Source organism: Serratia sp. CY84636 (assembly GCF_052166245.1).
GTDB lineage: Bacteria > Pseudomonadota > Gammaproteobacteria > Enterobacterales > Enterobacteriaceae > Serratia > Serratia nevei.
In genome coordinates, this window is record NZ_JBJNOX010000029.1 from 1 (window position 1) to 5,578 (window position 5,578).

Consider the following 5,578-nt stretch of genomic DNA (forward strand, 5'->3'; position numbering starts at 1 on the left):
GTCAGTCGCAGCTACTACCAGGATCGCGCCGTCCATCTGAGCAGCACCGGTGATCATGTTTTTCACGTAGTCGGCGTGCCCTGGGCAGTCAACGTGCGCGTAGTGACGAGTCGGGGTGTCATACTCAACGTGAGAGGTGTTGATGGTGATACCACGAGCTTTTTCTTCTGGCGCGTTATCGATCTGGTCGAAAGCACGTGCAGAACCGCCGTAGGTTTTAGCCAGTACGGTAGTGATCGCTGCAGTCAGGGTAGTTTTACCGTGGTCAACGTGGCCGATAGTACCGACGTTAACGTGCGGTTTTGTACGTTCAAACTTTTCTTTAGACATCGATTGTCCCTCTAAGACACGGATAAATCGGTGGTATCACCACATCAACCAAGCATTTGCTCGTTGAATCCAGAACAGAAAGAAAATCAGGGGGCGAGAAATTAAGAAGTGGTGCTGATAGGCAGATTCGAACTGCCGACCTCACCCTTACCAAGGGTGCGCTCTACCAACTGAGCTATATCAGCACATCTTGGAGCGGGCAGTGGGAATCGAACCCACATCATCAGCTTGGAAGGCTGAGGTAATAGCCATTATACGATGCCCGCATCCTGGAACTCGGCTACCTGATTTTTCTGTAGAATTTTGGGATGGAGCAGGATTGTTCATCACTCGGCTCGCATCCTTCGGGCCGGCTGCGCCTTGCGCTGCACAGCTCGAACCTTGCCGAAGGCTTTCGCCCTCTCCTCCCGCCATCAACCGTTGCGGTATTTATCGCATCTCAGTTAATCGCCGAAGGCAAGATTTGGTGGTGGGGGAAGGATTCGAACCTTCGAAGTCTGTGACGGCAGATTTACAGTCTGCTCCCTTTGGCCGCTCGGGAACCCCACCAGATTTTAACTAGTTGTGACTTGAATGGTGCCGGCTACCGGAATCGAACTGGTGACCTACTGATTACAAGTCAGTTGCTCTACCTACTGAGCTAAGCCGGCATCAAGTGCAGCGCATTCTAGGTAGAGCGGGCGACCTATGCAACAAAAAAATTGCTTTACGCGCACTTTCGCTCATAAATCAGTCAATTTTGCATACTGTCATGCAATTCGCAGCCTGCGGCGTGCAAACATTCATCACTCGCGGCAATCATTCTCTACAATTTTATCCACTTTTTGCAAGCCTTGAGCGCCGCTTTCTCCGTGTCGGGCTTCTCAAAACACTTAACCCGCGCAGGTAAACTGTGAGCGGGATCGATGCACCAAAAAGGGGATACCTGCCCCGGACTGCGGCGTGGGCTACACTGATCCCTCGCCCTTTTGCCGTCGCCATGCCTTTCGCCGCTGTGGCTCAGTTATTGCTTCTCTTCATTACCCCCATCCCAGGAGGAATGACCGATGAAAATAGTGCCTATCAACGCCGCTACGCTACCGATTTACCGCGATGAATTGGCCCGCCTGTTGACCGATGCCGTCACGCACGGCGCTTCTGTCGGTTACGACACCTTAATCCCTCACGAAGACGCCGAAAGCTACTTCCACAGTCTGCGGCCGGCCTTGGCCAAAGGTGAACTGCTGCTGTGGATTGCCCGTGACGAGCGCGGCGTCGTTGGCACCGTGCAACTCGAGCTCTGCCAGAAGCCGAACGGCCGTAATCGTGCGGAGGTAGTGAAGCTGTTGGTGCATAGCCGCGCTCGCCGAAACGGCGTAGGTCAGGCGCTGATGAAGTCACTGGAGCACGCGGCACTGCAACAGCAGCGCGGGCTATTGTACCTGGATACGCAGGCCGGTTCGGCAGCAGAAGCGCTTTATCGCAGCCTGGGTTATCGCTGTTTGGGCGAGCTACCGGATTATGCGGCAGGGCCCGATGGGCATTACCATCCAACCGTTATTTATTACAAACGCCTGTTCGCCGTGAACCAACCTTCGCGCGCCATCGCCAGCTAGCCTTCAGGCGGTATCCGGCCCCGATGATACCGCCTTGCAACCCCGCTTTATCAACTGCGCGCCGCTTCGCACAATTGACATAAACTGCTGCCTATCGACAACTTTTGCGAAAAAAGTCTACGCCAAAAACGAAGCTGTCTATAATATGCAGCTTGTTTATTCTCTGGAGCTGGCGTCCGGCGCCTTTCCCAACCTGCGTTAACAGGCAGAATTTGGCTTATGATAAAAAGAGATCAATCTTTAGCTACGCCCTACCTACAGTTCGATCGTACCCAATGGGCTGCGTTGAGAGATTCGGTGCCGCTGACGTTGTCGGAAGAAGAGATCGTTAAACTGAAAGGGATTAACGAAGATCTCTCGTTGGAAGAAGTTGCGCAGATTTATCTGCCGCTGTCACGACTGTTGAACTTCTATATCAGCTCCAACCTGCGGCGGCAGGCGGTACTGGAGCAATTCCTCGGCACCGACGGGCAAAAAATTCCCTATGTCATCGGCATCGCCGGCAGCGTAGCCGTCGGTAAGAGCACAACAGCGCGCTTGTTGCAGGCACTGCTGAGCCGCTGGCCGGAACACCGCAGCGTTGAGCTGATCACGACCGACGGTTTCTTGCATCCAAATAAGGTGCTGAACGAACGCGGCCTGATGAAGAAAAAAGGCTTCCCGCAGTCTTACGATATGCATAGCCTGGTGAAATTCGTGTCGGAAGTGAAATCCGGCGCCAAACGCGTCACCGCCCCGGTTTATTCCCATTTGATCTATGACGTTGTGCCCGAGGGCAATAAAGTCATCGAGCAGCCGGATATTCTGATCCTGGAAGGGCTTAACGTATTGCAAAGCGGTATGGATTACCCTCACGATCCGCATCGCGTATTCGTTTCCGATTTTGTCGACTTCTCTATATATGTTGATGCCCCGGAGACGCTATTGCAAAGCTGGTATATCAATCGCTTCCTGAAATTCCGTCAGGGCGCATTTTCCAATCCCGATTCTTATTTCCATCACTATTCAAAATTACCGGAACCGGAAGCGATTAATATCGCCACGCAATTGTGGAATGAAATTAACGGATTGAATTTGCAGCAGAATATACTGCCTACGCGCGAACGCGCCAGCCTGATCATGACCAAAAGCGCTAACCACGCCGTTGAAAGCGTGCGTTTAAGAAAGTAAGCCTACCGATCGATTCAGGGGACGTTGCCGTCCCCCTTTCTCTAACTATTCCGCACTGCGCAGTGATATCTCCCCGCCGATGAAGGGTTTTATCTCTCCGTCTTGTTCCAGTAGTAGCGCCCCCTGCAAATCGATACCTCGGGCGATGCCCACAATCTGCCGCTCGCCAATCAGGAGCTTGACCGGTCTGTCGATAAAGTTATCCAGGGTACGCCAGCGACCGATAAATGGCGCCAGTCCGTCTATCTCAAACTGTTTCAACGACTGACGCAGCTCATTGAGCAGGGTTGCAGCCAGCTCATTGCGATCGATCTGAATTCCCGCTTCCTGCAGGTTAATCCAGCCCTGGGTAATGGCGCTGGCGTTGGTATCCCGCATCGCCAGGTTAATGCCGGCACCGATGACCAGTTGAGCCGCATCGCCGGTTTTTCCCGTCAGTTCGACCAGGATCCCCGCCAGTTTACGATCGTTCAGATAAAGATCGTTAGGCCACTTAACGCGCACGTCTGCCGCACCGAGACGCTGCAGAACTTCCGCCATCACCATCCCGATCACCAGGCTAAGCCCCATTGCCGCCGCCGGGCCTTGCTCCAAGCGCCAGAACATCGACAGGTATAAATTAGCGCCGAATGGCGAGATCCACTGCCGCCCGCGGCGCCCACGCCCCGCCTGTTGGTATTCAGCGACGCAGGCGTCACCGGAGTGCAATTCGGCGATGCGGTCCAGCAAGTATTGGTTGGTGGAATCGACCACCGGCAACACGCTTACACGCTTGTCTTCCAGCAGGCTGAGGATACGCTCGGCTTCCAACAGCTGGATGGCACCAGGCAGGCTGTAACCTTTGCCAGGCACGGTAAAAACATCCAGCCCCCACTCGCGAATGGTTTGAATATGCTTATTGATCGCAGCACGGCTCATGCCGAGTGACTCACCGAGGTGTTCCCCGGAATGGAATTCGCCGTCGGCCAGCAGCGCGATCAGTTTTAACGGAACCTTGGTATCTTTCATGACAGCACCGCCACGGCATTCAGCTCACCGGTCGCGCCAATAAAACGCACCTCAGGCTCCAGCCAGACGCCAAATTTATCGGCCACCGTCTTGCGTACATGGCGCGCCAGCGCCACCACATCCTGGCTGTGGGCGTTGTCGATGTTCACCAGCACCAGCGCCTGCTGGCGGTGTACCGCAGCACCACCGAGACGATATCCTTTCAGCTCGCATTGGTCGATAAGCCAGCCGGCGGCCAGCTTCACCTGGCCATCCTGCTGCGGATAATGCGGTATGCCAGGATATTTGGCGATGAGTTCTGCGGCTTTCTCTGCGTTCACCAGCGGATTCTTGAAGAAGCTGCCGGCATTGCCGGTTTCACGCGGATCGGGCAGCTTGCTGCGGCGCATGGCGCATACGGATTCAAATACCTGAAGCGGCGTCACCGTAGCGGGATCCAGCTTAGCCAGATCGCCGTAGCTCAATTTGGGTTGCCACTGTTTGTTGAGGCGCAAACCCAGCCCGACAATGACATGCCCGGTTTGGAAACGGTGTTTGAAAATACTTTCCCGGTAGCCGAAACCACACTCGGCAGCCGGAATGCGATCGATAGCGCCGGTAGAGAAATCCAGCAGGTCGACATACTCGCAAACGTCTTTCAATTCGACGCCGTAGGCGCCGATGTTCTGAATAGGCGCGGAGCCGGCCAATCCAGGAATCAACGCCAGGTTCTCCAGACCGCAGATCCCGGCCTGCAGCGTATATTGCACCAGATCATGCCAATTCTCACCGGAGCTGACGTGGAGATGCCAGGCATCGTTATCTTCCCGGACGTCGATACCCTTTAGCTGATTGACCATGACCGTGCCCGAAAAATCCTCCAGGAACAGCACGTTGCTACCTTCACCGAGAATCAGCAGCGGCTCCTGACGCTTGCGCGTTTGTTGCCAAACCTTGAGCATCTGCTCAATTCTATCGGCTATGATCAGGTGCGCTGCGTTGACCGGGAGCGCAAACGTATTGTGGTTTTTTAAAGACGCGCTTTCAGTAGACATAACGTTCAGTACCTATACGGAAATAATCTTTCGCCTAGTCTACTCGATTCGAGGCGTCTGGCTAATATTTGTTTTAATTAACGTGAAATTTATCGAATAATACACTGAAGAATTAAGATTTATCTTTGATATAACCGGATAATTCTCATCAACATCTTAATAAATAGGCATTTTTATTATTTAAATAATAATCTGAAGCTATCAATTATATATTGATCTGGCTATTTCCCCGACAAAAAACATTATGCTTCCTTATAAGGCTAAGCTACATATGCCAAAAAGGTATTTTTCAAAGTAATAGATACAGTCAGGATATTTATTTTACGCATAGCAAAAAGCCCTGAACGTCAGTTCAGGGCTTTCGGCTTTGTTTGATGCCTGGCAGTGTCCTACTCTCGCATGGGGAGACCCCACACTACCATCGGCGCTACGGCGTTTCAC

Annotated in this window: 5 protein-coding genes, 4 tRNA genes and 1 other RNA gene; 2 read left to right on the forward strand and 8 right to left on the reverse strand. The window is 53.1% G+C overall.

Features of this window, described 5'->3' with window-relative positions; genetic code table 11:
• The 6 genes from ACJ8QI_RS25300 to ACJ8QI_RS25325 form a co-directional block, all read right to left on the reverse strand.
• The coding region (locus ACJ8QI_RS25300; protein WP_227647507.1) for a GTP-binding protein at window positions 1-330 on the reverse strand (330 nt) is incomplete at its 3' end.
• 109 nt (window positions 331-439) lie between these two features.
• A tRNA-Thr gene (locus tag ACJ8QI_RS25305) sits at window positions 440-515 on the reverse strand.
• Between the two features lie 6 nt (window positions 516-521).
• A tRNA-Gly gene (locus tag ACJ8QI_RS25310) sits at window positions 522-596 on the reverse strand.
• A gap of 36 nt (window positions 597-632) precedes the next feature.
• Window positions 633-748, reverse strand: a non-coding RNA gene (locus tag ACJ8QI_RS25315) — RtT sRNA.
• Between the two features lie 46 nt (window positions 749-794).
• Window positions 795-879, reverse strand: a tRNA-Tyr gene (locus ACJ8QI_RS25320).
• Window positions 880-904: 25 nt separating this feature from the next.
• Window positions 905-980: transfer RNA gene (locus ACJ8QI_RS25325), tRNA-Thr, on the reverse strand.
• Window positions 981-1,376: 396 nt separating this feature from the next.
• Here ACJ8QI_RS25325 and ACJ8QI_RS25330 point away from each other — a divergent pair.
• Entirely contained in the window at window positions 1,377-1,925 is a 549-nt protein-coding gene (locus ACJ8QI_RS25330) for a GNAT family N-acetyltransferase (RefSeq protein WP_060441478.1), read from the forward strand.
• Window positions 1,926-2,144: 219 nt separating this feature from the next.
• The gene (coaA, locus tag ACJ8QI_RS25335; protein WP_033636718.1) at window positions 2,145-3,095 is read left to right on the forward strand and encodes a type I pantothenate kinase; all 951 of its coding nucleotides are present in this window, start codon (window positions 2,145-2,147) and stop codon (window positions 3,093-3,095) included.
• A gap of 45 nt (window positions 3,096-3,140) precedes the next feature.
• Here the strand turns inward: coaA and birA are convergent, their stop codons facing one another.
• On the reverse strand, window positions 3,141-4,103 hold the full coding sequence (gene birA, locus ACJ8QI_RS25340; RefSeq protein ID WP_064291448.1) for a bifunctional biotin--[acetyl-CoA-carboxylase] ligase/biotin operon repressor BirA: 963 nt from the start codon (window positions 4,101-4,103) through the stop codon (window positions 3,141-3,143).
• On the reverse strand, window positions 4,100-5,137 hold the full coding sequence (gene murB, locus ACJ8QI_RS25345) for a UDP-N-acetylmuramate dehydrogenase (protein WP_084826986.1): 1,038 nt from the start codon (window positions 5,135-5,137) through the stop codon (window positions 4,100-4,102). Before murB ends, birA begins: the two co-directional genes overlap by 4 nt.
• Window positions 5,138-5,578 lie beyond the last annotated feature (441 nt).